General features: G+C 30.9%; 25 protein-coding genes and 2 tRNA genes. 19 read left to right on the top strand and 8 right to left on the bottom strand.

Annotated elements, in window-relative coordinates:
• Positions 1-54 precede the first annotated feature (54 nt).
• Positions 55-1,434, bottom strand: a complete 1,380-nt coding sequence (rmuC, locus tag C7448_RS10460) for a DNA recombination protein RmuC (protein ID WP_115901329.1) — start codon at positions 1,432-1,434, stop codon at positions 55-57.
• Between the two features lie 105 nt (positions 1,435-1,539).
• Here rmuC and C7448_RS10455 point away from each other — a divergent pair, with 105 nt between their 5' ends.
• The 7 genes from C7448_RS10455 (at position 1,540) to C7448_RS10425 (ending at position 6,018) form a co-directional block, all read left to right on the top strand.
• A complete protein-coding gene (locus C7448_RS10455; RefSeq protein WP_115901328.1) occupies positions 1,540-2,091 on the top strand; it encodes a 1-acyl-sn-glycerol-3-phosphate acyltransferase in 552 nt (183 codons plus the stop codon).
• Between the two features lie 80 nt (positions 2,092-2,171).
• A complete protein-coding gene (locus C7448_RS10450) occupies positions 2,172-2,726 on the top strand; it encodes a DUF4251 domain-containing protein (RefSeq protein WP_115901327.1) in 555 nt (184 codons plus the stop codon).
• A 47-nt stretch (positions 2,727-2,773) separates the two neighbouring features.
• Complete coding sequence (locus C7448_RS10445) at positions 2,774-3,370, top strand: Crp/Fnr family transcriptional regulator (RefSeq protein WP_115901326.1); 597 nt, start codon at positions 2,774-2,776, stop codon at positions 3,368-3,370.
• Between the two features lie 94 nt (positions 3,371-3,464).
• The gene (locus C7448_RS10440; RefSeq protein ID WP_115901325.1) at positions 3,465-3,806 is read left to right on the top strand and encodes a hypothetical protein; all 342 of its coding nucleotides are present in this window, start codon (positions 3,465-3,467) and stop codon (positions 3,804-3,806) included.
• 20 nt (positions 3,807-3,826) lie between these two features.
• Positions 3,827-4,699 (top strand): pirin family protein, encoded by an 873-nt coding sequence (locus C7448_RS10435; protein WP_115901324.1) that lies wholly within the window; start codon positions 3,827-3,829, stop codon positions 4,697-4,699.
• Between the two features lie 71 nt (positions 4,700-4,770).
• Positions 4,771-5,661 carry a pirin family protein gene (locus tag C7448_RS10430; RefSeq protein ID WP_115901323.1) on the top strand — a complete coding sequence of 297 codons (891 nt, stop codon included), beginning with the start codon at positions 4,771-4,773 and terminating at the stop codon, positions 5,659-5,661.
• A 168-nt stretch (positions 5,662-5,829) separates the two neighbouring features.
• Entirely contained in the window at positions 5,830-6,018 is a 189-nt protein-coding gene (locus C7448_RS10425) for a hypothetical protein (RefSeq protein WP_115901322.1), read from the top strand.
• A gap of 40 nt (positions 6,019-6,058) precedes the next feature.
• On the opposite strand, the gene C7448_RS16100 is transcribed toward C7448_RS10425, so the two are convergent.
• The 3 genes from C7448_RS16100 to C7448_RS10415 form a co-directional block, all read right to left on the bottom strand.
• Complete coding sequence (locus tag C7448_RS16100; protein ID WP_262510986.1) at positions 6,059-6,190, bottom strand: hypothetical protein; 132 nt, start codon at positions 6,188-6,190, stop codon at positions 6,059-6,061.
• Between the two features lie 111 nt (positions 6,191-6,301).
• Complete coding sequence (locus C7448_RS10420) at positions 6,302-7,003, bottom strand: LytR/AlgR family response regulator transcription factor (protein WP_115901321.1); 702 nt, start codon at positions 7,001-7,003, stop codon at positions 6,302-6,304.
• A complete protein-coding gene (locus C7448_RS10415) occupies positions 7,000-7,794 on the bottom strand; it encodes a sensor histidine kinase (RefSeq protein ID WP_115901320.1) in 795 nt (264 codons plus the stop codon). The genes C7448_RS10420 and C7448_RS10415 overlap by 4 nt, the downstream gene beginning before the upstream one ends.
• Before the next feature lie 210 nt (positions 7,795-8,004).
• On the opposite strand from C7448_RS10415, the gene C7448_RS10410 reads away from it, so the two are divergent.
• Together C7448_RS10410 and C7448_RS10405 are read left to right on the top strand one after the other, a co-directional pair.
• Complete coding sequence (locus C7448_RS10410) at positions 8,005-8,877, top strand: ABC transporter ATP-binding protein (RefSeq protein ID WP_115901319.1); 873 nt, start codon at positions 8,005-8,007, stop codon at positions 8,875-8,877.
• 13 nt (positions 8,878-8,890) lie between these two features.
• Positions 8,891-12,184, top strand: coding sequence for a M1 family aminopeptidase (locus tag C7448_RS10405; RefSeq protein WP_115901493.1), 3,294 nt, complete (start codon positions 8,891-8,893; stop codon positions 12,182-12,184).
• A 71-nt stretch (positions 12,185-12,255) separates the two neighbouring features.
• Here the strand turns inward: C7448_RS10405 and C7448_RS10400 are convergent, their stop codons facing one another.
• On the bottom strand, positions 12,256-13,269 hold the full coding sequence (locus tag C7448_RS10400) for a helix-turn-helix transcriptional regulator (RefSeq protein WP_115901318.1): 1,014 nt from the start codon (positions 13,267-13,269) through the stop codon (positions 12,256-12,258).
• Positions 13,270-13,419: 150 nt separating this feature from the next.
• On the opposite strand from C7448_RS10400, the gene C7448_RS10395 reads away from it, so the two are divergent.
• The 9 genes from C7448_RS10395 (at position 13,420) to C7448_RS10360 (ending at position 20,320) form a co-directional block, all read left to right on the top strand.
• The gene (locus tag C7448_RS10395) at positions 13,420-13,875 is read left to right on the top strand and encodes a phosphatase domain-containing protein (protein ID WP_115901317.1); all 456 of its coding nucleotides are present in this window, start codon (positions 13,420-13,422) and stop codon (positions 13,873-13,875) included.
• Between the two features lie 28 nt (positions 13,876-13,903).
• Positions 13,904-14,503: a hypothetical protein gene (locus C7448_RS10390; protein ID WP_115901316.1), complete on the top strand. Its 600-nt coding sequence runs from the start codon at positions 13,904-13,906 to the stop codon at positions 14,501-14,503.
• 193 nt (positions 14,504-14,696) lie between these two features.
• Positions 14,697-14,993: a phage repressor protein gene (locus C7448_RS10385; protein ID WP_099214383.1), complete on the top strand. Its 297-nt coding sequence runs from the start codon at positions 14,697-14,699 to the stop codon at positions 14,991-14,993.
• A 708-nt stretch (positions 14,994-15,701) separates the two neighbouring features.
• Complete coding sequence (locus C7448_RS10380) at positions 15,702-17,093, top strand: RtcB family protein (RefSeq protein ID WP_115901315.1); 1,392 nt, start codon at positions 15,702-15,704, stop codon at positions 17,091-17,093.
• Positions 17,094-17,206: 113 nt separating this feature from the next.
• Complete coding sequence (gene prfH / locus C7448_RS10375) at positions 17,207-17,899, top strand: peptide chain release factor H (protein WP_115901314.1); 693 nt, start codon at positions 17,207-17,209, stop codon at positions 17,897-17,899.
• A gap of 1 nt (position 17,900) precedes the next feature.
• Positions 17,901-18,416, top strand: coding sequence for a tetratricopeptide repeat protein (locus C7448_RS10370; protein WP_115901313.1), 516 nt, complete (start codon positions 17,901-17,903; stop codon positions 18,414-18,416).
• 321 nt (positions 18,417-18,737) lie between these two features.
• Positions 18,738-18,806: transfer RNA gene (locus C7448_RS10365), tRNA-OTHER, on the top strand.
• Between the two features lie 2 nt (positions 18,807-18,808).
• A tRNA-Arg gene (locus C7448_RS15845) sits at positions 18,809-18,897 on the top strand.
• Between the two features lie 322 nt (positions 18,898-19,219).
• Complete coding sequence (locus C7448_RS10360; protein WP_115901312.1) at positions 19,220-20,320, top strand: slipin family protein; 1,101 nt, start codon at positions 19,220-19,222, stop codon at positions 20,318-20,320.
• 127 nt (positions 20,321-20,447) lie between these two features.
• Here C7448_RS10360 and C7448_RS10355 read toward each other — a convergent pair whose 3' ends face one another.
• Positions 20,448-21,191, bottom strand: a complete 744-nt coding sequence (locus C7448_RS10355) for a slipin family protein (protein WP_115901311.1) — start codon at positions 21,189-21,191, stop codon at positions 20,448-20,450.
• A gap of 335 nt (positions 21,192-21,526) precedes the next feature.
• Between C7448_RS10355 and C7448_RS15840 the strand changes: the two genes are divergently transcribed.
• Positions 21,527-21,682 (top strand): hypothetical protein, encoded by a 156-nt coding sequence (locus tag C7448_RS15840; RefSeq protein ID WP_170137034.1) that lies wholly within the window; start codon positions 21,527-21,529, stop codon positions 21,680-21,682.
• A gap of 162 nt (positions 21,683-21,844) precedes the next feature.
• Here the strand turns inward: C7448_RS15840 and C7448_RS10350 are convergent, their stop codons facing one another.
• Both C7448_RS10350 and C7448_RS10345 read right to left on the bottom strand, forming a co-directional pair.
• Positions 21,845-22,765 carry an NAD(P)/FAD-dependent oxidoreductase gene (locus C7448_RS10350; RefSeq protein ID WP_115901310.1) on the bottom strand — a complete coding sequence of 307 codons (921 nt, stop codon included), beginning with the start codon at positions 22,763-22,765 and terminating at the stop codon, positions 21,845-21,847.
• Positions 22,766-22,770: 5 nt separating this feature from the next.
• The gene (locus C7448_RS10345; RefSeq protein WP_115901309.1) at positions 22,771-23,340 is read right to left on the bottom strand and encodes a TetR/AcrR family transcriptional regulator; all 570 of its coding nucleotides are present in this window, start codon (positions 23,338-23,340) and stop codon (positions 22,771-22,773) included.
• Positions 23,341-23,385: the final 45 nt, after the last annotated feature.

Below are 23,385 nucleotides of genomic sequence, written 5' to 3'. Positions count from 1 at the left end.
TTCATGCAAGTATAAATAAAAAGATCGCTCTAAAACATTTTAGAGCGATTTTTTTTATTCGTCATTATCTTGAGCTCGTTCGAGAATTTTTTCAGGGAGCGCTTTTTTAGCTTTTGCACCCATTTTCTTGAGCTTTTCTACACTGGTAATTAAGTTTCCTCTACCTTCTACTAGTTTATTCATCGCAGCGGCATAATCAGCTTTAGTGCCATCGATTTTCTTTCCAATACTTACTAAGTCTGTCAGTAATCCTTGAAATTTATCATATAAAGCTCCGGCTTGTCGTGCAATTTCTAAGGCATTACGTTGTTGTTTTTCGTTATTCCACATTGTGTCAATAGTACGTAAGGTAGCTAATAAAGTAGTAGGAGTAACAATAACGATGTTTCTTTCAAAAGCTTTGTTGTATAAGGTATTATCTTCGTTTAAAGCTACTGCAAAAGCAGGTTCTATTGGTACAAATAAGAGTACAAAATCAGGAGATTCTATTTTATAAATATCTTCATATTTCTTTTCTGAAAGTTGTTCAACATGTCTTTTTAACGAGTTTACATGTTCTTTTACAAAACGTTCCTTTACAAGATCATCTTCGCTATTAACATATTGTTCGTACGCAGTTAAAGATACTTTTGAATCGACAATCATTTTTTTATTGTCTGGTAAGTGAATCACTACATCGGGCATAATACGCTTTCCTTCATCGTTGGTAAAAGATTGTTGTACAAAATACTCTCTATCTTTTTCTAAACCAGATTTTTCTAAAACGCGTTCAAGTACCAGTTCTCCCCAATTTCCTTGCGTTTTACTATCACCTTTTAAAGCCTTGGTAAGGTTTAAGGTTTCTTTACTCATTTGAGCGTTTAACTCTTTTAACCCTAATAACTGCTCTTTTAAAGCAGAATGCATTGAAATACTCTCTTTTTGAGTGTCCTCAACTTTCTTTTCAAAAGTTTGAATTTTTTCTTGAAGCGGGTTTAAAATATCCTTTATATTTTTCTTGTTTTGTTCAGTAAATTTATTCGATTTTTCATCTAGAATCTTGTTTGCTAAGTTTTCAAACTCTTTGGTAAATTTATCCTGTAGTTTTTCTACTTCTTCTTTATTTTCTTGAAGTTTTAACTGTACGTTTTTTAACTCTTCATTCTTTCTAGCTAATTCAAGAGCAGTAAACTCTTTTTCACGACGTAATTCACTATTCTCTTTAGTTTTTTCATCTAATCGGTTTAAAAAGTCTTCTTTTTGCTGAGAAAATGAGTCTTCTTTTTCTTTTTTCTGAATTTCACAATTAGTTTGATGATTCTGAAGTGTTACAATCTCTTTTTCTAAATCAGATGTTTGTTGTTTAAACTTCAATTTAGAGAGTAGGTTTCCAATAACAAATCCAATTAGTAAGGTACTAGTAGCAATTAAAATAAGTAAAAGAGTGGTATTCATTTGGATAAATAAAAGTTTATTAAGTGAACAAATATAGGACAAGATAGGTTAAATTTATTTGATTTTTGTTGGGAAAACCGTATCATTGACCTTTATACCTAATAAATGATATCTAAATTTATATTTCACAAAGTTTTAGGCTGGAAGGTAGTTGGAGATTTTCCAAGAGACTTAAAAAAATACGTTGTTATTGGAGCTCCACATACCAGTTGGAAAGACTTTCCAATTGCTATTTTGGCTAGAAATACTATCGGTGTAAAAATCAACTTCATAGGAAAATCGTCACTATTTAAACCTCCTTTTGGTTTTATTTTTAGAGCTTTAGGAGGTGCTCCTGTTGATAGGAGCAAAAGCACTAATAAAGTAGATGCAATTGTGTCTGTATTTAATCAGCATGATGAATTTCGTCTAGCGTTATCTCCTGAAGGAACTCGTGTTAAAGTAGTTTCATGGAAAACCGGATTTTATTACATCGCAAAAGGGGCCAATGTACCTGTGGTAATGTTTGCTTTCGATTTTAAAAACAAACAAATTATAATAGCACCTCCTTATTACTTAACAGAAGACATGAATGCTGACATGGATCATTTTTATGATTTTTATAGAGATATCAAAGGAGCAAAACCGGAGCTGTTCTCTGTACCTAATAAAGAGTAAAACAAACGTTAAATAGTCTTGTTTTCTTGAAAGTTTTACGATATTTAAGTATCTTGTAAAAGGTTTAAAAACAGTAAGGTATGAAAAGATTTGTTTTTTTTATTAGTATGATTTTTATACTACTTAGTTGTGCATCTTCTAAAAACATAACTCAGTCAGAAATAGATAACTTAAACGCTCTTATAGAAAGTAAAACTTTTGAAATAGAAGTAGAATGGGCTGAACCAATGGTTACATATGCAATGGCACAAATAGCTAATGCAGGTTTGTTACCTATAGGAAGTAACGCTGGAAACATTAATTTAGTAGGAAATAGTAATTTTTTCAAAATGAAAAAAGATACTGTTGCGGCATATTTACCATATTTTGGTGAGCGGCAAATGGGAGGTTCTTATGGAAGTACAGATATTGGAATTGAATTTGAAGGAACTCCTGAAGACTTAGTTATATCTGAAGATAAAGAAAATAGTTACAAAATTAGTTTTAAAATAAAGGATAAAAATACATCAACTGAAAACTATAATGTTATAGTTAGAGTATATCCTAGCTTATCGAGTATTATCTATGTAAATAGTACGCAAAAAAACTCAATTAGATATAGAGGTAAAGTACTTAAAACTTCAAAAGAAAAGTAGAATATTGTATATAATACTGTATTTTTAGTAGCTCATTACAACAATGTATGGAGCTATCTAACTTTAAAAAGTATCTTATTGAAAAAGGAGGATTATCAGAAACTGATTACCTTCAAATACAATCGTTTATTACTGTAAAAAACGTTTCTAAAAGTGATTTTTTATTAAAAGAGGGAGATGTGTGTTCACATTTCTTTTTTGTAGAAAAAGGTTTGTTACGTTTATATGCCCTAAATGAAGAGGGAAAAGAAAATATTTTACAGTTTGCTACTGAGAATTGGATTGTGAGCGATAGAGGTAGTGTATATTTTCAAGAACCTTCAACATATTACATTGATGCAGTGGAGGAAACATTAGTTGTAATGTTAGATGAAGACTTTATCAATGAAGTATCAAAAATAAATGTTGATTTTAGAAGAAAAAATGAACAATTATTACAAAAACATATCCGTCAACTATACAAACGTATTAGCCAGTTATTAGGAGCTTCAGCTAAAAGACGATATTTAGATTTTGTACAGATGTATCCAGACATTATGCTACGAGTTCCTCAATGGATGATTGCTTCTTACTTAGGAATTACTCCAGAAAGTCTGAGTCGCGTTCGTAAATCACTTGCTGAAGAAAACTTTAAACCCCAATAACTGACTTACAACTTACAAATCACTTCTTACCATAGGTCAATGCATATCTTTTTTTGTTGCCGTAATTTTACAATGAAATAAAAAAGGATTTATTATGAGACATTTAAATGCATTAGTTGTAACCCAAAATACAACAATAGCCAAAATTTTGAATTGGCAAGTTTCAACTGTTCCTAATGTTGAAACAGCCATTGAAAAATTATATCAACAGGCATACAAGGTTTTAGCTATTTCAAAAGATACCAATGAAATAGATAAAAATAAATTACAAAAGATTATTACTGTGCTATTTCCTAATGCGATTTTAGTTGAGTTTAGTAATGAGTCTACACTCTCCGAAAGCGTTAAGAGTGGATATTGGTCTAAAAATAAACCTCAGTTACAGCGTAGTTATTTAGACAATTCATTTGAAATCGAATTAGCTAATAGTTTATAGTAATTAAAAAGGAATTTAAAATGAAAACAAGAAGTATAGAAAAAATAGTAAAACCAGGAACCCCACATTTTGTAGGAGACGGATTTAGAGTTCATAATTTTATACCAGGAACCTCAACAATGCAACGAATGGATCCGTTTATTATGTTGGATTATAATTCGAAATATAATTTTCCTCCAACAGATAAACCAAAAGGCGTAGGAGTTCATCCACATAGAGGTTTTGAAACGGTAACAATAGCTTATAAAGGGCGAGTTGAGCATGGAGATAGTGCTGGAGGTGGAGGAATTATAGGTGAAGGAGATGTACAGTGGATGACGGCAGCTTCAGGAGTTTTGCATAAAGAGTTTCATGAAACCGAATGGAGTAAAACAGGAGGAGAATTTCAAATGGTACAGTTATGGGTAAATTTACCAGCTAAGGATAAAATGAGTCCGCCAAAATATCAAGCAATAGCTAATGCAGAAATGGCTAAAATACCATTAACAGATGGAGGAGGAGAAATAGAGGTAATTGCAGGAGAATATAAAGGAAATAAAGGATCTGCATCTACATTTTCGCCCGTTAATATGTTTAATGTAAAGTTAAAGAAAGGAGTAAAAACCCAGTTAACCTTTCCAGAAAAATATACTACAGCTATTTTATCAGTTGAAGGTAGTGTTAAAGTTAATGAATCAAATAATGTTTTAGAAGATCACTTTGCATTGTTCAAAAATGATGGAGATACATTTACTTTAGAAGCCTTAGAAGATGCGGTAATTTTAGTATTAAGCGGAGAGCCTTTAAACGAACCTATTGCAGCACATGGTCCGTTTGTAATGAATACCAAACAAGAGTTGATAGAAGCATTTCAAGATTTCAATACTGGAAAGTTTGGGTATTTAGAAGATTAACAATAAATTTAAAAAGCAACTTTCTTATTTTGAGTTGCTTTTTTTGATAAAATCCTCAATAAGTATATAACATGTCAAATACACAATTGATTATAGAAGAACGAGCAGCGAGTATTGGTAATTTTCTAGTAGGGCGTTTGTTACCTTTTAGACAAAAACGAATGGTAGGTCCTTTTATTTTTATTGATCATATGGGCCCCGTAAAACTTAGCGAAAAAGATAATTTAGATATAGCTATGCACCCTCATATAGGTATATCAACACTTACTTTTTTGTTTGAGGGAGCTATTGTGCATCGAGATAGTATAGGAACTGAAATAGAAATTACACCAGGAGCTGTAAATTGGATGACAGCAGGAAAAGGAATAGTACATACAGAAAGAACTCCTGAACATCTAAGAAATACTTCCAAAGAACTTCACGGATTGCAAATATGGGTAGCTTTACCTATAGAAAAAGAACAATGTGAACCTTCTTTTGCACATATTTCTGTGGATGAAATTCCTAGTTGGGAGGAAGTTGATGGAGTACAATTTAAACTTATTGCAGGAAAAGCGTTTGGAAAACAATCACCAGTTCCAGTGTATAGCCCGTTATTTTTTATTGAAATTAAATCAAATGAAAAGAAAGTAGTTACTATAGGAGAACATCTGTTTGGTGAAAGCGCTTTATATATTTTAGAAGGAAGTATTACTAGTGATGGACATACTTATGAAGCCAAACAATTATTGGTAGCAAAAGATACTACCTTATGTAGTTTTGAAATTTCTGCTAACTCTACTGTATATATTTTTGGAGGAGAACCTTTTAAAGAAGAGCGTTTTATTGAGTGGAATTTTGTGGCCTCTGATAAAAAATTGATAGTAAAAGCAAAAGAAGATTGGAAAAATGATAAATTTCCTCCTGTACCAAATGAAACTGAGCGAATTCCATTACTAAAACAAAGACGTTTTGGTGGATAAAAGGATTACTTTATTAAGTAAACTCTAGAGAGAAAAAAGGTTAAGGGGAATAAAAATAAAAGTATGGTTTTTCCGTACTAAAAGTATGGTTTTTTTTAGGGTAAACTATTTTTTTAAGATTATTTTCGGAGGGCAAAATAATATTTATAACCCCAAAAAAACTTTATAATGAAAAAAGTAATTTTAAACGTAGAAGGATCACAAGAGTTAACAAAAACAACGTTAAAAAACATTAAAGGAGGAAATGCAGTACCTTTTCCTTTTCCTAAAGAATGTGGAGGAGATGGTTCTTTCATTTATCAAGATGGTGTAAAGGTATGTTGTTACAGACCTACCACTATGGACTATATTTGTTAAAAACTGTTTAATAAGAATATAAGAAAAAGACTTTGGTGTATTAACTAAAGTCTTTTTTGTTAATTACTTTAGAAAAATAGATAATAGCACCATCTATAGCCTTATTAATAGGTAGGTATTCAATCTTTAAATCTCTTATTGATTTAGTATTAGAAAAAAGTTGTTTATACATAAAGTACGCATGTTAGTTAAGCTTAAAGATGTTTCTATCCCATACTTCTGAGAACATTTCCAAAATGACCTATCATAATAAGATAAAACGAAATAAAACTTCCTTTGAGTTTTAAATCAATAATTTATCGACATTCATTTTGTACATTTTTCCAATTGGAATTATATGATTTCCTATAAAAATTCTATTACCTTCTATACTACTAATATGTTTTTTTGTTACAGCAAACGATTTATGCACTTGTAAAAAATCATTCTCAGATAACAATAGTAACACATTGGATATTTTTTCTCTTATAGTAATGGTATCATCAGTGGTAACTACTTTGGTATAGTTTCCAGCAGCTTCAATATATTGAATAGTATCAATAGTAACCTGAATATATTTTTTATAGCTACGAAGAAAAATACTGTTGGTGTTTTCAGTATTATTTTTTGGAATATTTTGTATTTGAGTTTTTTGTGGGGTACCAATAACTTTGTTTACAGCTTTTAAAAAGCGTTCAAAACCAAAAGGTTTAAGTAAATAATCAACAATATTAAGTTCATAACCTTCAAGCGCAAACTCTTTGTAAGCTGTAGTAACAATTACTTTAGGAGGAGAAGCCAATGTTTTTAAAAATTCAAATCCTTTTAGTTTTGGCATGTTTAAATCAAGGAAAATTAAATCTACTTGGTGTTTATTTAAATATTCTAAAGCTTCAATTGCATCATAACAATGCTTTTGAAGTTCCATAGTTGGTAATAAATCGCAATAGCCCTTAATAATATCGTGAGCAATATGCTCATCATCTACAATTATGTATTTAATCATACGTTTTTAATATTCAATTTAGCGTAATAAATATCGTCAGTTATAGAAGTAGTAAGTGTATGGTTTTTAGGATACACCAATTCTAATCTTCTTTTTAAGTTTTGTAAACCAATACCTTTATCTTGATTTTCTTCTGAAGTATCAAAATTATTCTCAATTTCAAAATGTATAGCATTATTGTGAGCTGTTAAATTTAAGTAGACATACGCATTGTTTCTTAAATTTTCTACACCATGCTTAAAAGCATTCTCTAAAAGAATAATAAAAAGCAAAGGCATCACTTTATAATCGTTATCTGCAACATCAATATTGAATTGAATGTCAATAGCTTTATGATAGCGCATTTTATGAAGCTCTATATAATTTTGTAAGTATATTATTTCTTCAGAAAGTAAAACCGTGTCTTTTTCGCCATCATACACACTATAACGCATCATGTCAGAAAGTTTTAAGATAAGCTCTTGCGCTTTTTTAGCATCTTTATCTACTAAACCATAAAGGTTATTAAGCATATTAAAAAAGAAATGGGGATTAACCTGACTCTTTAAATGCATCAGTTCTGTTTTCGTTTTTTCATTTTTCAATCGAATAATCGATTTTATTTGTTTAAACAACCAATAAAAAATAGTTACAAGTATGGCTAGAAAGTATAATGTAATGAATTCTGGAAAGCCTTCTAGCTTACCAAAAGTGTCATTAAAAAGCACAATGATTATACCTGTTAAAACAAGTGTTACTCTATAAATTCGTTTTATAACAGCCTTCTTTCTATCCGTAATTTTAAAATTCATAAGTCAATATTAGTTAAATAAAAGATGCCTCACAAATTAGTTGATAAACGTATCTTTAATAGGGATGAGAATGTGACTAACTGTGACAAAATACTTTTATAGACTCAGAGTACTACTTGTATCACATTACAGTATAGGTTCATCACATAATTTTTAATAGTGCAAGCTGTAATGTTAGGTTTGTTCAATATCAATTAAACACTCAAAAAAATGAACAGTTTAACTATTAAAAATTTAAGTAAAACATATGCAAATGGTGTCAAAGCACTACAAAATGTATCGTTAGATATTCCTAAAGGAATGTTTGGGTTATTAGGACCTAATGGAGCAGGAAAATCAACTTTAATGAGAACCATTGCTACTTTACAAGATGCTGATGAAGGTTCTGTAATGCTTGACAATCTAAATGTAGCGAACGACAAGAATGCCGTGAGAAAAGTACTTGGTTATTTACCACAACAATTTGGTGTATATCCAAAAATAACTGCGGAAGTACTACTCAATCATTTTGCTGTTTTAAAAGGTATAGTTAATAAAAGTGAGCGTAAAGAACTAGTAGATGCTCTTTTACATAAAACAAACCTTTATGAAGCAAGAAAGCGAAATCTTGGAGGGTATTCAGGAGGAATGAAGCAACGCTTTGGTATTGCTCAGGCATTATTGAACAACCCTAAATTACTTATAGTTGATGAACCTACTGCAGGATTAGACCCTACTGAACGTAATAGATTTTACAACTTATTAAGTGAAGTTGGTGAAAACACGATTGTTATTTTATCTACACATATTGTAGAGGATGTTAAAGAATTGTGTACCAACATGGCCATCATTAATCAAGGGCAAGTAGCATTAAAAGGGAGTCCTTTAAAACTAATAGAAAACTTAGAAGGAAAAGTATACCAAAAAACAATACAAAAACAAGAATTAGATCACTATAAGCAAGAGTATAGGGTTATTAATGAAAAGCTATTCCTAGGAAAACCAATCATAAATATTTTGAACGAATCTGACCCTAAAAATGGGTTTACCTCTGTACCAGCTGGATTAGAAGATGTGTATTTCTCACAAATTAATAACTATTAATACAGCTAAAATTATGTGGTACGAAATATTCAAATTTGAACTAAAATATAGAGCTAAACGTCCGGAAACGTATGTGTTTTTTGTATTTCTTTTTTTGTTTTCAATCGTAGGTGTCGATTTTATTTTTCAAGGAGTAGAAATAGGGTTGATGAAAAAAAACAGTCCATTAATAATTGCTAAAACCATGGGAGCCATTACGGGAATTTTTATGATTATGGCATCTATGATTATGGGAGTTCCCATACTTCGAGATTATCAGTATAATATAGAAGCTTTACTGTTTACAAATCCTATTAAAAAGCGAGATTATTTATTAGGACGATTTGTAGGTTCTTTTACGGTGTTGCTAATCATCTTTAGCGGAATACTATTTGGTATGATGGTGGGCGAGTATCTACCTTGGCATAAAGATATGCTACCGTTTAACGCTGCTACTTATATACAATTGTTTACAATTATTGTTTTACCCATACTGTTCTTTGGGGCTTGCCTATTTTTTGTGTCAGGAATGTTGAGTAGAAAATTGTTAGTTGTTTACACACAAGGTATTATTTTGTTTGTGGTCTTTTTACTAACCAAAGCGGTAACAAACGAGTTTTTACAAGCAATTTTAGACCCTTTTTCATTAACAACATTAACACAGGTAGCTAAGGATTTATCAGCTGTAGAAAGTAGTGTGTTTAGTATACCGTTTAGTGGGGTGCTGCTTTACAATAAGTTGCTTTGGAGTGGTTTAGGGGTAGTTATCTTACTAATTGGTTCCCGTAAATTTTCATTTAGCTTAGTAACAAAAGTACCAAAACGAAAAAGAGTAGAGTTAGAGAAACAGTCAAAGAACTCTACAAAAACAAATTATCCAATTCCTAAGATAAACATCAATTATAATTTTAAAACACAGCGCATACAATTACTAAAACTTTCTCAGTTTTATGTCAAATCCTTACTGAAGGAAACATCGTTTTGGGCGATTGCTATTTGTGGAATTATCATCATTTTAATTAATTCTGTGAATTTAGGAACAGTTTACGATGTAGATAGTTACCCTGCAACTTACTTTATAGTAGAAGAGTTACAAGAAATGTCGATGTATTTTTTCATCATCATTCTTATATTTTATTCAGGGGAACTTATTTGGAAAGAACGCACTGTGAAGCTGAATTTGATATACGATGCTACTTCTATTTCTGATGCAATTGCTTTAACAAGTAAGTTTATTGCTCTTATTGTTATTTATATAGTATTGATGTTGAGTTTGATTGCTACAGGAATCCTGTTTCAGGTAGCTAATGGATACTATCAACTTGAGCTTGATGTATATTTTTTCGGGTTCTTTGTAGAAATATTACCTTTCTTGATACTGTACACTTTTGTAGCCTTTTTCTTCCAAGCAATTAGTAATAACAAATTTGTTGGTATTTTTTTAGTACTTCTTTTTTTCATTACAAATATTGCTTCAGAATATTTAGGGTTTCAGCATAGCTTATACAAGTTTGGAGGAAAAACTCTAGGAACGTATTCTGAAATGAATGGTTATGGACACTTTTTACAACCTTATTTATGGATTAAAGCCTATTGGTTTCTGTTTGGTAGCCTACTATTACTCATAAGTTCACTATTAATAACAAGAGGTTCGGAAACGACCCTTATAAAACGTGTAAAAGCCTTAAAAAGCCGTATAACCAAGCCATTGATACGATACATAATGATTGTAAGTATGTTTTTTATAGGTATAGGAAGTTATATATTTTATAACACAAACATTCTTAATGAATATTGGACAAATGCTGAAGAAATAGCGTTTAGAGTTCAGTATGAAAAGACATTGAAACCTTTTGAATACCTTTCGCTACCAAAGATTACATCAGTAAACTTAAAAGTAGAACTGTATCCTAATAGGAGAGCTTATGAAGTTGAAGGTTATTATATGCTGAAAAATACGTTTGATAAACCTATCAATGAAATTCATATTCAAAAACTAATCGCATCTCATGTACAGCTAGACTCTCTAAGTTTTGAAGGGGTTACGACAGAAAAAACAGAGTACAATCCATTTGAATATACTGTTTACACCTTATCTAAAGAGTTACAACCTAACGACTCTATAAAGATGAGTTTCAAACAAACCTTTAGTCCAATAGGGTTTACCGATGAAAACATAAAAACTCATATTGTACAGAACGGAACGTTTTTTAACAATGAGGAATTCCCCACAATAGGTTACAATAGAAAGTATGAGCTTCGAGATACCGACGAACGAGCAAAATTTAAACTAGAACCAAGATTAAATAAGGTTAGGAGAGAAGACACTCATGAACTTGTAAATGCACGCTCAGGAAGTGATTCTGACGGAATACACTTTGAAATGATTATTGGTACAGCTTCAGATCAAACTGCGGTGGTTCCTGGAAATTTAATCAAGCAATGGAGAAAAGGAAAACGCAACTATTTTCATTATAAAATGAACCAGCCAATGATTAATTTTTATAGCGTTGTTTCTGCGAGATATGCTACTTTAAAAGATAAATGGCTGTATAAAGACAACACGGTCGATTTAGAGATTTATTATCATAAAAAACACGATTATAATCTGGATAGAATGATGCATTCTATGAAAAAGTCACTCGATTATTTTAGTACTCATTTCAGTCCGTACCAGTACAAGCAACTACGTATAATGGAGTTTCCTAGGTATGCAGAATTTGCACAATCTTTTCCGGGTACAATTCCGTTTTCGGAAGCGATAGGTTTTGTGTTAGATATTGATGATAAAAAAGATGTAGACATGGCTTTTTATGTAACAGCGCATGAAGTAGCACATCAATGGTGGGGAATGCAAGTAGAAGCTGCTAATGTGCAAGGAAAACACATGATTTTAGAAACACTAGCACAATACGGAGCCTTAATGGTGTTAAAAAACAATTATCCGAAGGAAAAAGTAACACAGTTTTTAGCATATCAAGAAGAAACCTATAAAAGAGAGCGAAAGAAACCTAAAATGTCAGAACCTTCTTTAGCATTGGTAGGAAATCAGGACTATGTGTACTATAATAAGGGTGCTTTAGCAATGTACATACTACAGGATAAGATTGGAGAGGATAAGGTGAATTTGGCGTTACAACGATTTATTGATGATTGGAATACCTACAACGGAAAAATAAAAGTAACCACGAACAGATATGCTACCACGAAGGATTTATTGTACTACTTAAAAGAAGTAACTCCTAGTTCGTTACAGTACGTTATTCATGATTTATTTGAAACCGTAGATAGCAAAGAAATTGTTGTACTAGAAAAAGTTGATAAATAATCAGTATTTATATGGTTTTATAGTTTAAAAGAAGTGAGAACTAAAGCATATTTTAATTTTCACTTCTTTGATTACTGTTCATTTTTTACGTTATAAGAACTGTGAGCTTCTTTTAGTTGATTCATAATTCTATTTTTCAAGTTTATAGGTTTCGTCACTTTTATAGAGCTTCCATAACTAAGTAATAGGCGTTCTAATTCAAAATTAATTTGGACTAAAATATTAAAAACTACCCAATCATCTGTTTCTTTAATAACTCGTTGCGTATGATGAAATGGTTTAGTAATAACATAAGGAGCTAATCTTCTTTCAATCCAGAATTCTACTCTTCTAACTTTTGAGTTGGATACGGTTACCCCAATTATATTTTTAAAATACTCATCACCATTTATGTGTTTATCAATGTAGGTTGAATTGCTAGCTTCAGTTACACTTATAATTCTATCTAGCGCCAAATTCATAAAACCTTTTTTATGATAAGTAAGTAAAAACCATCTATTATTAAACTCTTTTAACAACTGTGGATGAATTGTTAGATTCCTAGCTTCTCTAGCTTTAAAGGATTGGTAGGTTATTTCTAAAACTTTTTGTTGTTGTATTGCATTATATAAAGGATCAATAAATTCTAAACCTTTTAGCTGTTCGTTTTTATCTAAATGAATAATAGCCCTATTGTTTTTTTGAGAAGAGTATACTGAATCTTCTAAACGTTGTAGCACTCCACCCATTTCTTTGAATAAAGAAAAATCTTTAAACTGACGTAATACTTGAATAGCGTCATTCATCACTTTAACGTCGTTTTCAGTCACAGGAATATTCATAATAGAATACCCTTCTTCAGCATAACGGTAATATTTTCGTTGATAGACTTCAATTGGAGCATTATACCCTAATTTATCACTACGCATCAATTGAATATCTAACTGAACGGTTCTTTTACTCACATAAATATCTTTCCCTTCGTATTCGTACAAAGCATCAGAACAAGCATTAATTAAATCATTCAAAGTCCAAGTACGCATGGTGTTTCGGAGGCATTGATCAATTGTTTTATATCGAATTAGGGCGTTTTTATTAGAAGCCATTTTATAATTTTTTAGTAAAAATGATGAATTCTTTTTTAGTACGCAAAAAGATTGCGCAATAAAATGAAATATTTGCAGTGTGATTAAGAAAAAGAGGTCGTTTAAGTGGGGAAATTGTTATGGATATGAAAATATTTAAAACGTAGAAAAATGAAAAAACTTAAAAATGAATATAGAAATCAAGATGAAGCTTTACCAAAAGCTATTATTTGTGATTTAGACGGAACTTTATCTTTGATAAATAACAGAAGTCCTTTTGATGGTAGTAGGTGTGAACAAGATTTACCTAATGTACCTATTGTTAATTTAGTAAAGAATTACCAACAATTAGGATATAAAATACTTCTTTTATCAGGTAGAGAAGCTAAATACCAACCAGAAACAGAGTCTTGGTTAAAAAAACATGAAATAGCTTATGACAATTTATGGATGCGTAAATCAAGAGATAATAGAAAAGATGCTATTATTAAAGAAGAACTATTTAAAAGGAAAATAGAGCATAAGTACTTTATTGAGTTTGTTTTAGATGATAGAAATCAGGTGGTTGATTTATGGAGAAAAGAATTAAAACTCCCTTGTTTACAAGTGTTTTATGGTGATTTTTAAAAAATCATGAACAATTAATTAAAAAATAATGGAAAGAAAAATAACTCAAAAGTTAAAACAAAAGGCATATCGGCTTTTGGCAGATAAAATTGACATAGAAGTTTTTGAAAGCTTTTTATACAAACTGGTAGAAAATAACGAATTCAACAGTGAAGGTTTACTATTTGACTTTATAAATATTAATTATAAATCTAATGATTATAGAAGAAGGTTATTAAACCTTATAAAAGATAACAGCTCTGAGGAAGAACTATTAAGTTTAGAAGTGTATTCTTTATGTTTGACACTATCAAGTTCTAATGAAAATGAGGTTGTTTTAAGTGCAATTAATTCATTATCAAGCTTAAATTCACAAACTGAATATCAATATGATATATTATTTGAATTTTATATGTTAAATGACAATATTTTAGGGGATGGCTTCTATTATTATTCATTAACAAATGAGCAGGTGGTAGATAGAGCAAAATTATTTTCAGAAAAAGTCATTTCAAAATTTAATTCATTCAAAGAAAATGAAAATTGGTATGGATTTTTAAATTGCGAAATAGAAGTAAAAAGTGATGATAAGGTCTTAAAACAAAATAATGTTATAAAAGAAGTAAAACTAGATGAAAACAAAAGTTGAATAAGAAAGAGTATCGATTTATTTAAACAAGCTTTAGGAGTAGGTTAAACTAGTAATACTTAATTTAAAATAAATCTAATAGGTAAAATCAACTAAAAATATCATATTTGCAGCAGTTCATTGAAATGGCTTAGAAATTTTATGAGATATGTAAGGCAATAGTGTTTTACATAATTTATAAAATATAATACTAATGAATTGGAAAATTCAAAAATTAAATAATGGAGAAACCATTATTTCAAAAGAGCCAGGTAATTCTATGTTGCCTATTTTAAAATCTAAACAACCTGTAAAACTAAAACCGATAAACTGGGAAGATTGTAAGGTTGGCGATATTGTGTATTGCAAAGTTCGTGGAAACTGTTTTACGCACCTTGTAAAAGGAAAAAATAACAAAAGAGGTTTGCTAATAGGAAATAATCATGGAAGAATAAACGGATGGACTAAGAATGTATATGGAATAGTAGTAGAGATATTACCAATGCCATAGGCATTTTAAGAAAGAAAAAAAGAGAATGAAGATTCTCACATATTTTATAAATTAATTAAACGAAATTTTAACCTATGCTAATGCAATTCATACACATATCGGACGCTCAAAAGCGATTTTTATGGAGTTATCAATAAGGTTATTGTAGTATAAAATCACTAAAAGCGTCCAAATTATAAAATTTGGACGCTTTTTTTATAAAAAAATTCAAGCCTTTGAAATCAATATGTAAAATGCTACATAGCTTACAACCAATAGGTTACTAATCTGAAGAAATTCGGACAGGACACTTATATCTCTAATTTAATATAAGTGTTTGATTTTCAGTAAAATAAAATCGATTTAAACTTGTGTAATTCAAAAAAGGCTCACATCTTTGCACCAGTAATTTTTTTACAGAGCGCAGTTCAAGTATAAACATACTCAATAACAAAATAATAATTTTTAAAAACGAAGTAACCATGTTCAAATATCAATTAAACATAAGTACAATAAAAGAACCAGGTTCTTTTGTACACATGCTTCGCGATTTTCTTCATACATAGAAATAACAACAACTTATATATGAAAAATCCGAAGCCTCAATAACGTTTCGGATTTTTTTATGCGACACATTTCCGTATAGTTTTCAATTTCCGAAGCAAAGAGAAAAATATTGATACAAAGCACTAATTAGAACATTGGTGCCCAACCTTATAATGTCTCAACATGGGAAATAAACTAAAAGGAAAAGATCTAATCAAATTAGGCTTTCCAAAAAATAATAGTATAAATATTGCCTTAGGGCAAATCAACCGATATAGAAAAAAAGAAAAGAAAGAACGTATTTTAGAAGAAGCAAAAAATGTATTGCTTTATCCAGAAAAATATCAAGGAAATGCTATTTGGGGTAAAGTTGCTGAAGGCTTAACCAAGCCTGTTGAAATTAAAATGCATGAATTGCGAAATACAAGAGCTCCGTTTTCTATTTATGGAGAAAATGAAATTGATGAGCAAGCTAAGTTTCAGTTGTATGATGCTTTAAAATTACCAATTGCGGTACAAGGAGCTTTAATGCCTGATGCACATTCTGGGTACGGATTACCCATAGGTGGCGTGCTTGCTACTGAAAATGCAGTAATTCCGTATGGGGTAGGAGTAGATATTGGCTGTAGAATGGCATTGAGTATTTTTCCGATGAACGCTTCTTATTTAAAAGGGAAGCAGCATCAATTAGAAAATATCTTGAAGGAACATACCAAGTTTGGAATGTATGAAACACATGATAAAAAACAAGATTATGAAATTTTTGAACGGAATGAGTTCCAAGACATCCCTTTACTAAAACGGTTAAAAGTAAAAGCATATAATCAATTAGGAACTTCTGGAGGTGGAAATCACTTTGTGGAGTTCGGAATGGTAACCATAACAGATGAACACAATGAATTTAATGTGCCCGTAGGAGAATATGTAGGATTGTTAACGCATAGCGGATCACGTGGATTGGGAGCAAACATAGCAAAACACTATACCTATTTAGCGAGTAAACAATGTCCGTTACCTAAAAATGTACAACATTTAGCATGGTTAGATTTAGATACGCACGACGGACAAGAATATTGGCTAGCAATGAATTTAGCAGGTGATTATGCCAAAGCATGTCATGATAATATTCACAAACGAATAGCGAAATTACTAGGTGTAAAATCTTTAGCAATGATTGAGAATCATCACAATTTTGCTTGGAAAGAACAGCTAAATGGAGTTGAATGTATTGTACATAGAAAAGGAGCAACACCCGCTAATAAAGGAGCATTGGGTATAATTCCGGGGTCTATGACCGCACCAGGATACATTGTTAGAGGTTTAGGAAATCAGGAGAGTTTACAATCGGCATCACACGGAGCAGGAAGAAAACATTCAAGAAGAACGTGTAAAGAGAAATTTACTAAAAGTGATATGAAACATCAGTTAAAAATGAATGAAGTTACGCTTATTGGAGGTGGAGTAGATGAAGCACCTATGGCGTATAAAAATATCAAAAAAGTAATGGCTAATCAGCAAGAGTTGGTTGAAGTATTAGGAACTTTTACGCCTAAAATTGTACGAATGGATAAGTAAAAGAACAATTGTCTTTACGATGAAGGAAACAAAATGAGATAATGAAGTAATCTGTCTATCAATTAACAGGTTGCTTCGTTTCATACTCGTAATGATATGAATAGAAAATTAAAATGGACATAAAAATAATACAATTTACAGCGGGTCGTGGACCTTCAGAATGCTGCTGGGTAGTAGCAAAAGTGCTCAAAGCATTTATAAAAGCTGTAGTAGAACATAATATAACGTATGACATTCTTCATAAAGAAAATGGAATAGAGAATGGAACCATACAATCAGTAAGTATTCAACTAAAAGGAAATAACCTGTCTTTATTTTTAAAAGATTGGGCAGGAACTATTCAATGGATAGGAACATCCACTTTTAGAAAATACCATAAACGTAAAAACTGGTTTATTGGTTGTTTTGAATTGCAGTATAACAATGAGTTAACCATAAAAGAAAAGGACATCGAGTATCAGGCAATTAGAAGTTCTGGCCCTGGTGGACAACATGTAAATAAAGTAAGTTCTGCTGTACGAGCAAAACATAACACAACAGGAATTCAAGTATTGGTCTCGGAAAGTCGTTCACAGCATCAGAATAAAAAAATAGCTGTACAACGTTTAAAAAACTTGATAGCGAATCATAATATAAATCAATTACAACACACTATAAAACAAGAATGGGAAAACCATTTAGACTTAGAAAGAGGAAATCCAGTAAAAGTATTTGTAGGAACTGATTTTAAAGTTAAAAACAACAAAAAAAGATTTAAAACAACACGTAATCAATTAAAAAGCGATTTGCGTAAACAATTAGAATAAGATGAAAACATTAGCAAACAATTACATATTTAAAGCATTAGATGCTTTTCCTTATGAATTAGAAGAAACAATGGAGGCATTAACGTATGCTTTGGCGTATGAAGAAAAAAATGTAGTAGCGTTGTGCTTAATGGGACGCATTTACGCAGAACACTTAGGTGATTTTGAAAAAGCAAAACTGTATTATACAGAAGCTTTAGCAGAAAACATGTATGCTTTTAACGTATATCCGCATTACATCAATGTGTTATTATGGAATGAAGATTATGAGGAAGTTGAGCGATTCATTGATTTCGCATTAACGGTAAAAGGATCCGATAAAGCAATTCTATACATTGGAAAAGCTCAACTATATGAACAAAAACAAGCGTATAAAAAATCATTGCAGACTTTAAAGGTTGCTAAAACACACACCTATAACGAAGACTATATGCGAACCCTAAGAGAGCATACAGAAAGAGTAAAGGATAAGCTTCCTAAGAAAAAGAAGAAAAAAAGTAAGAAAAAACAAAAATAATTTTTAGTACGCAAAAACATTGCGTAGTACAACGTAATATTTGCAGTGTAATTATGAAAAAGATATTTGAAGAGCTGGAAAAATTGCTAAGAAAAGCCTCATTATAACGAGCAGTGTAATGAGGTGATAATAAAAGTTCATTTACATAAATAGATAAAAATATCAAGCAAGTCTTGTTGCGTGTTTCTGTATAGCACCATTGTATACATTCTTACAGTATATGTATTAGAATTGTATATGCAACTAGTCTTGAAGGTTTTGATTATTCACCAAAAAATAATCTCACTCTATGTGTTGCGGGTTCGAGTCCCGTCATAATTGAAAGGTTATGTAGTTCAATTAGGTAGAACAATAGACATTTAAAATTCGTGGGTTCGAATCCCACTATCTGAGAGGATATGGCGGAGTGGTCAAACGCACTAGATTTCGGTTCTAGTAATTATGGTAAGCCTAACGGCATGTTGGTTCGAGTCCGACCTCACGACTTGAGTAAAAGTCATCAGGAAGCTCATCACCTTGTAAAACTGATGAACCAAAAGTGTTGAATATTTAATGAGTTTTTAAATAAACACTTATAAACGTACTTTGAAATAATAACCATTACATAAACAATGTATTGAACTTTAGTATATCAGTTATAGTATTAATTAGTATAACCCATGTAGTAAACAACAATACAAAAGCTATGCAATCTTATTATTTCCGTAGGCTTATAAGCATTAACATTCAATACTTTTTACAAAAACAAACAAATTTCTCTAGGGTGAGAAAACAACGTATAAACAATTAAAAACAAAAAGATTATGAAAAGAATAACAATTAACCAAGGAAAAGTAGGATTAGTATTTAAAAAAGGAGATTACATAAAAGTAATCAAAGCAGGTACACATTGGTTAGGGTTTAATCAAACAATGGTAGAATACGATTTAACAAAAGATTTTTATGCATCAATAGCCTTAGAAGTGTTGTTACAAGACACAACTTTAGCAGCAATGTTAGAGGTTGTAGAAGTACAAGACAACGAGTTAGTTTTTATGTACGAAAACAACAACTTTCAAAGAGTTTTAAATGCAGGAAGACACGTTTTCTGGAAAGGATTTATTACTAGAACCTTTCAAAAAATAGATCTAAGCAAGATCGAGATTACTGAAAAAGTAGATACATCTTTATTCAATAATTATGAAGTGAGCAAATATGTTAGAACTTTTGAAGTTGCTGCCTATGAAAAAGCTGTATTATTAGTAAATGATACCTATCAAAAAACATTGGTAGGAGGGACGTATAGGTTTTGGAAAAATGAAACAACTATTAAAATAGCGAAAGTAGATACCAGACAATTGCAATTAGAAGTTGCAGGTCAGGAATTGTTAACCAAAGACAAAGCAAATGTTAGAGTTAACTTTTATACGCAATACAAAGTAATTGATATTGAAAAAGTATTATTAGCTAATAAAGATTATGAAAAACAATTGTATGTAAACATGCAATTGGCATTGAGAAAATATGTAGGACACTATACATTAGATGAATTATTAGCCAATAAAGAAGATGTGTCAAAAGCAGTTTTTGAAGAAACGAAGGAAAATGCTGAAAATTTAGGTGTAGTAATTCAAGGTTGCGGAATTAGAGATGTTATTTTACCAGGAGAAATGAAAGAAATCATGAATCAGGTATTGGTAGCACAAAAGAAAGCACAAGCCAATATTATTACTAGAAGAGAAGAAACAGCTTCAACAAGAAGCTTATTAAATACTGCTAAATTAATGGAAGACAACGAAATGTTGTTTAAGTTAAAAGAAATGGAGTATGTGGAGAAAATAGCCGATAAAATTGGAGAAATTACAGTCACTGGAAACGGAAATGTAATTAAGCAATTAAAAGAAATATTTGTTACCAATAAGTAGTATATGGCTGATTATATTAGATTTAAATTCTAAAAAGCGAGAACTTAATTATACAAGTTCTCGTTTTTATTTATGATTCTATGAGTTAGCTAACGATAAGCGTAACTCAGTTCTAATAATAACCAACCTATTTAGACTTCTTTTTTTTGGTTGGCAATACTTCCTCAGGAAAAGGGAATAGTATTGTTGAGTTTTTCTCCGCTGCTATATTAGATAATGTTTGGTATAAACGTAGTTTAATAGCCGAAGGTGATTGATCTATAAGTTTACCAGCCTCAAGAAGCTTTCTCGCTGCCTGCTCTTCTGCCAAAGCAAGAATGATACGTGCTCTTCTAGAACGTTCAGCCTCAGCTTGATTTGCCATCATACGACGCATGTTTTCTGGTAATTGAATGTCTTTTATTTTAACATCATTTATTTCAATTCCCCACTCCTTAGTTTCCAATTCTACAATTTCTTTAATGTTCCTTCCCATTTCTTCTCGCTTAGAAAGTATGGTATCTAACTCAACCTTACCACATACATCTCTAAGTGCTGCTTGTGCTAGTTGCGTGATAGCAAACTTGTATTCTTCCACTTCTAAAACGGCACGTTCAGGGTCATTAATCTTAAAGAAAACAACTCCATCTATACTACAAGGCACATTATCTTCGGTCATCACTTCCTGAGAATTTACATTGAAAGTAATAACTCTAATGTCAACAATTTGAATGGTTTCAATAAACGGAATAATCCATCTAAATCCAGGGTTTAAAGTTTTGATGTATTTTCCAAACCTAAATTTTAGTGCTCTTTTATATTCAAAAATTATACGAATTCCAGCAAGTAATAATATGCCTAAAATGACGAAAAGGATTGTAAATCTATTCATGGTTCCTAGTATTATGGTATGTTACTATATACTTTAAGAAAAAGGCTATCCCTTACACAATGTTTTTACTTTTGTTATCCTAATTGTACTTATTCGATAAGTAAATTGAGTGTTCCTTATAAATTTACGAATTTTTCAATGGAAATAAAAACTTAACAGTTGTTTTATGTTTTGTAAATCAATGAATTAACATTAAGGTGTAGAAGATTTATAAAAATATCTGTTAAAAATCTTTACAATTAAAAATTTACGGTTTTACCGTAGTTCTATTATGGTTTTTAAGCTCTCTTCTTATTTGTAGTTGTTTAAATTTGAGAAACTTAAAACTTTATATGATGTTAAAAAAGATTACAAACTTAGGTACTTCCCTAAACAAAACAGCACAAAAAGCTATTAATGGAGGTGGTGGTATAAAGGAATGTGAATTTAGTGCAGATCCTAGTACTGATTGGTGTTGCCATTTACCAGATGGTTGCCCTCCTGATAATTAACAGAGGTAAATAATATAAGCGGATTAAAAGTCCGTTTTTTTGTGTAAATGAATAGTGTTTAACCCATTTTTTTCTTTAAGAGAAGTAAGACTATAACCTCTTACTAATTCTCAATACTATAAAAAGGTCTGATAAACAGACCTTTTTATACTCATAAATTAATCATAATTTCCAATTTTCCTCAATTATTTGATGTGTAATGGCAGCAGCAACTTCACTACCTTCAGCTATTGAAGACGCAATACCGCTCCATCCAGTTCTGGCATCTCCAATAATATAAAATCCTTTGATTTCTGTTTCTTTATTGTCATCAACTTTATAAAGTTCCATTCCAAAATGACCGATTTCAGTTGAAATATTCATTTTTTTAACGAAGTCAGTACTCTCTGTAGATTTCGTGTCTGGTAAAAAACCACCTTCTCTTTCAATAACTGTATCATCAATAAGTTCAACACCTGTAAGTTGACCTTCAATTGATATCAGCTTTTTAATTTTTTTCTCAACTATCTGTATTCCATTTTTAGTAAGGTTAGATAGTAATTCTTTATCCTCAACTTTTTCGCCATTTGTGAAAACTATAATATTTTTTGACCAATGCGATATTGTTTTTGAAAACATTGGAGCCATTACAGCATCTCCAAATACCGCCAATTTTTTATCGGCCATTTCAAAACCATCGCAAAAAGGGCAGGGGTAAACAGATTTTCCATAGACATCTGTTAAACCTTCAATTCCAACTTCTGCAATGTTATCTTTATGTCCTGTTGCGACAATAACTCTTTTAGCTGAATATATATCGCGTTCTGTTTCAACCAAAAAATTACTGTTTTCACCCTTTACCGATATCGCTTTTTCCTTTTTATAATCTACAGATGTGTACTTTGTTAACTGTTGTTTAGCTACCTTGAATATTTCAGAAGGATGCTTACCATCTTGGGTTAAAAATCCGTGTGAATGTGTTGTTATATTATTTCTGGGGCTTTCGGTATTTAAAATCAATGTTTTTATTCTACTTCTACCTAAAACCAAGGCAGCGCTCATTCCTGCAGGACCACCACCAATAATTATGACTTCATAATTCATATCTTTTATTTTTTTAATTTGTTTTTATTTTTTGAATGACTGACAGCATTGAAATAAGATATCCAAGCCATTTCAACAATCTCTTGTACTTTTGATTCATCTTCAAGAATCAGATTTATAGCGGCATCAATTGTAGAGAAATAGAGGCTCTCAATCCAATCCATTGTAAGTTGTGAATTAAATAAACCATTAGTTTGTAACTTTTTTAACAAGTCTCTAAAAACCTGCATCATATCTCTAAAGTCTGAAGACTCATTTTCCATTCCTTTATAGCTTTCTCTGTAGCTATATAAAAAACGAAATTGATGCCCACTTTTAATATCGCACAGAAACATTGTATAGAGTTGAATCTTTGGATCAGTAGAAGATTGTATTGATTCTTTTGTTTTTTGTAAACAAAGACTACTTGCATAATTTATTATTTCTTCAACAAGTTCTGACTTACCACTAAAGTATCGATGAAGCGTTCTTCTGCTTAAATTGATAGATTTAGCAATTTCTTCCATCGATGCGTTAGGGTCTTTACTGAATGTTTCAATTGCAGCAGCTATAATTTTAGTTTTAGTATCATTCATAATGACTCAATTATGAGACAAAAATACAGATGTCGCACGAGTGAG

The sequence above is a fragment of the Tenacibaculum gallaicum genome (genome assembly GCF_003387615.1).
GTDB lineage: Bacteria > Bacteroidota > Bacteroidia > Flavobacteriales > Flavobacteriaceae > Polaribacter > Polaribacter gallaicus.
The sequence above is the reverse complement of the archived record's forward strand: the minus strand, read 5'-3'. Positions and strand labels throughout refer to the sequence as shown.

Excerpts from the sequence above, each read along its gene's own strand:
- rmuC (WP_115901329.1), bottom strand. The coding sequence starts at position 1,434 with ATGAATACCACTCTTTTACTTATTTTAATTGCTACTAGTACCTTACTA.
- C7448_RS10455 (WP_115901328.1), top strand. The coding sequence starts at position 1,540 with ATGATATCTAAATTTATATTTCACAAAGTTTTAGGCTGGAAGGTAGTT.
- C7448_RS10450 (WP_115901327.1), top strand. The coding sequence starts at position 2,172 with ATGAAAAGATTTGTTTTTTTTATTAGTATGATTTTTATACTACTTAGT.
- C7448_RS10445 (WP_115901326.1), top strand. The coding sequence starts at position 2,774 with ATGGAGCTATCTAACTTTAAAAAGTATCTTATTGAAAAAGGAGGATTA.
- C7448_RS10440 (WP_115901325.1), top strand. The coding sequence starts at position 3,465 with ATGAGACATTTAAATGCATTAGTTGTAACCCAAAATACAACAATAGCC.
- C7448_RS10435 (WP_115901324.1), top strand. The coding sequence starts at position 3,827 with ATGAAAACAAGAAGTATAGAAAAAATAGTAAAACCAGGAACCCCACAT.
- C7448_RS10430 (WP_115901323.1), top strand. The coding sequence starts at position 4,771 with ATGTCAAATACACAATTGATTATAGAAGAACGAGCAGCGAGTATTGGT.
- C7448_RS10425 (WP_115901322.1), top strand. The coding sequence starts at position 5,830 with ATGAAAAAAGTAATTTTAAACGTAGAAGGATCACAAGAGTTAACAAAA.
- C7448_RS16100 (WP_262510986.1), bottom strand. The coding sequence starts at position 6,190 with ATGTATAAACAACTTTTTTCTAATACTAAATCAATAAGAGATTTAAAG.
- C7448_RS10420 (WP_115901321.1), bottom strand. The coding sequence starts at position 7,003 with ATGATTAAATACATAATTGTAGATGATGAGCATATTGCTCACGATATT.
- C7448_RS10415 (WP_115901320.1), bottom strand. The coding sequence starts at position 7,794 with ATGAATTTTAAAATTACGGATAGAAAGAAGGCTGTTATAAAACGAATT.
- C7448_RS10410 (WP_115901319.1), top strand. The coding sequence starts at position 8,005 with ATGAACAGTTTAACTATTAAAAATTTAAGTAAAACATATGCAAATGGT.
- C7448_RS10405 (WP_115901493.1), top strand. The coding sequence starts at position 8,891 with ATGTGGTACGAAATATTCAAATTTGAACTAAAATATAGAGCTAAACGT.
- C7448_RS10400 (WP_115901318.1), bottom strand. The coding sequence starts at position 13,269 with ATGGCTTCTAATAAAAACGCCCTAATTCGATATAAAACAATTGATCAA.
- C7448_RS10395 (WP_115901317.1), top strand. The coding sequence starts at position 13,420 with ATGAAAAAACTTAAAAATGAATATAGAAATCAAGATGAAGCTTTACCA.
- C7448_RS10390 (WP_115901316.1), top strand. The coding sequence starts at position 13,904 with ATGGAAAGAAAAATAACTCAAAAGTTAAAACAAAAGGCATATCGGCTT.
- C7448_RS10385 (WP_099214383.1), top strand. The coding sequence starts at position 14,697 with ATGAATTGGAAAATTCAAAAATTAAATAATGGAGAAACCATTATTTCA.
- C7448_RS10380 (WP_115901315.1), top strand. The coding sequence starts at position 15,702 with ATGGGAAATAAACTAAAAGGAAAAGATCTAATCAAATTAGGCTTTCCA.
- prfH (WP_115901314.1), top strand. The coding sequence starts at position 17,207 with ATGGACATAAAAATAATACAATTTACAGCGGGTCGTGGACCTTCAGAA.
- C7448_RS10370 (WP_115901313.1), top strand. The coding sequence starts at position 17,901 with ATGAAAACATTAGCAAACAATTACATATTTAAAGCATTAGATGCTTTT.
- C7448_RS10360 (WP_115901312.1), top strand. The coding sequence starts at position 19,220 with ATGAAAAGAATAACAATTAACCAAGGAAAAGTAGGATTAGTATTTAAA.
- C7448_RS10355 (WP_115901311.1), bottom strand. The coding sequence starts at position 21,191 with ATGAATAGATTTACAATCCTTTTCGTCATTTTAGGCATATTATTACTT.
- C7448_RS15840 (WP_170137034.1), top strand. The coding sequence starts at position 21,527 with ATGTTAAAAAAGATTACAAACTTAGGTACTTCCCTAAACAAAACAGCA.
- C7448_RS10350 (WP_115901310.1), bottom strand. The coding sequence starts at position 22,765 with ATGAATTATGAAGTCATAATTATTGGTGGTGGTCCTGCAGGAATGAGC.
- C7448_RS10345 (WP_115901309.1), bottom strand. The coding sequence starts at position 23,340 with ATGAATGATACTAAAACTAAAATTATAGCTGCTGCAATTGAAACATTC.